This is a genomic window from Brasilonema octagenarum UFV-OR1 (genome assembly GCF_963888615.1).
Classification (GTDB): domain Bacteria; phylum Cyanobacteriota; class Cyanobacteriia; order Cyanobacteriales; family Nostocaceae; genus Brasilonema; species Brasilonema sennae.
The window spans coordinates 1-2,324 of sequence record NZ_CAWPKW010000285.1; the positions used below are offsets into that span (position 1 = coordinate 1).

The following is a 2,324-nucleotide window of genomic DNA, read 5'->3' on the forward strand; positions in this document are numbered from 1 at the left end:
GTTCCCCCAAAGTCTGCCGGGGGAAGCAACCCAAGCGGCGAGCTTTGACCGTTGTGGCGACTGGCTGTCGGGTTCCCCCCGTTGTAGCAAGTGGCGTGCATGTGGCGTGAGCTAGTACTGTTCGCGCAGCGTGTCCGGAGTGCATAGGAGGGTTTCCCCTTACACCCTTATACCCTTACCCCCTTACACCCCTTTTGGTGAGGTTATTGACTTATACTGCCTTGCGTGGAAACATCAGGTCCGGCTGTGACTACAACAATTTTATCTGGATAAAGTAACTCACGAGCCGCTTGATTAACTTGTTCAAACTTAACTGCTTGAATTTTTGCAGTAAAATTGTGCAGTTCCTCTTTATCTAGTCCGTATACCTGATTCATCAAAATTTTCCCGATCAATTCCTCTGGATTTGCCAGGGATACAATGTAGTTGCTAATCAAGATCTGTTTAGCTGTTTCTACTTCCCGTTCAGTAACACCTTTTTGATGAATTTCTTTGAGCAGTTCACGGGTACTGGCGATCGCCTGACGGGTATCTTCTGGACTGGTTTGCATCTCAATCATGAACGTTCCAGAATCGTTTCCAGTAACGAAACTACTATAAATTCCGTAGGTGAGTCCTTGGCGATCGCGCACTTGTGCTCCCAGCCGACTTGATAAAGTATCGCCACCTAAAATCTGATTCAACACCAAGGCTGCATAAAAACGGGAGTCTTTGCGGTTAATACCTGTGTTACCCATATAGGTAATAGCTTGAGCTTTACCTGGAACTACTGGGTTAAGGTTGATAACTTTTTCGGGCATTGATACCGTTGGATACTTTAATGTCGGTGGTGAACCCTTTGCTTTCCAGTTACCAAACTCTAAGTTTATCAGTTTTTGGATTTTTTCTGGAGCAAAATCTCCTACCAGTGCTAGCACCGTTGTATCGGGACGATAATGTTTTTTTCTAAATTCAATCACATCCTTACGGCTAACCCGTCGTAAACTTTCCTCTGTGGGGAAGACATGTAAGGGATGTTGTTTTGGGTAAACTGATTGTACAAATGTTCTTTGTGCGACTTCTGAAGGATCATCTAATTCATGCTTCAGGGCTGTTAATGCTTGTTTTCGACTCAGTTCTAACTCTTTTATAGGAAAATTAGCATTTCTGACAACATCTGCTAAAGTTTGAATCAGAACGCTTAAGTCTGCTGCCAAACTATCGCCTTCAATTCGCACACCTTCTCGGTACGTTTCAAACTCAAGATTTGCGCCTCGATCTTCTAAAGTTTTCGCAACAGTCAAAACATCTTTTGTTTTCGTCCCATTGATTAAATTCTCGGCGACAAGAGACGCCAACCCTGCTTTTTCTTCTGTGTCAAATTCCTTACCAGCTTTGATGTAGCCAGACAGAGTGACTGTAGGAGTGCTCTTATCGGGCACAAGCAATACTCGTAAACCATTAGATAAAGTGAATTGTTCTGGTAATGTATGGCTTGTAGCAACACTAGCCAAATCTACTGGTGGTAAGTACTTTGTCACTTCCTCTGTGGTTACAGATGCACCATGTGCAAAATTTTCTGTATTGTGTTTGGAAGTTGCTTTGTGATCATTCCCCTTTGTTTTTAAACGAGTCGGCTTAAAAAAGCCCACTGTACGTGCTTCTTGTTTCAGATATTTATTTGCTACACGCTGTACATCTTGTACGGTTACTTGACGAACAGCCGCCAAGTAACGGTCTGTATAACGATAATCACCAGTAGTTGTCTCATCATTACCCAATTGCAATCCCAGACTAGTAATATCACGGTTAGTTAAAACAACAGATGCTTCTAACTTCATCTTGGCGCGATTGAGTTCTTCTGCTGTGACTCCTTTTTTTGTCAGTTTGGCGATCGCACTTTTTAAAACCGAATCAATTTTTTTTACATTTTGCTCAGGATCTGCTGTGACTAACAACTCATACCAGCCTAATTCCATCAAGTTAACCACAGAAGCTGAAACATCACTTGCTAAACCTGATTCCACCAATGCTTGTTCCAGGCGAGAGTTCCGTCCATCTGTTAAAATCCGATCCATCAGATCCAACGCTGCTACATCTGGACTCTTTGCATTTGGTAACGGATACACAGCTTGCAGCAACAATCCTGATCCTGGTTCTTTTAAAACAATTGGTTTAGATTGTGAAGTCTTAAGCGTCGGTTGTAAAACTCCTGAGTTCTGAGTTCTGACCCCTTCGGGGTTCGCCAGTCGCTCATGGGGGAAACCCCCAAGACCGCGCTGGCTCACTTCTGAGTTCTGAGTTCTGACCCCTTCGGGGTTCGCCAGTCGCTCATGGGGGAAACC

1 protein-coding gene is annotated in these 2,324 nt (G+C 43.8%); it reads right to left on the reverse strand.

Annotated elements, in window-relative coordinates; all coding sequences use genetic code 11:
- Positions 1–203: 203 nt before the first annotated feature.
- On the reverse strand, positions 204–2,324 hold a 2,121-nt coding region (locus AC5590_RS24570), incomplete at its 5' end, for a M16 family metallopeptidase (RefSeq protein WP_169268959.1).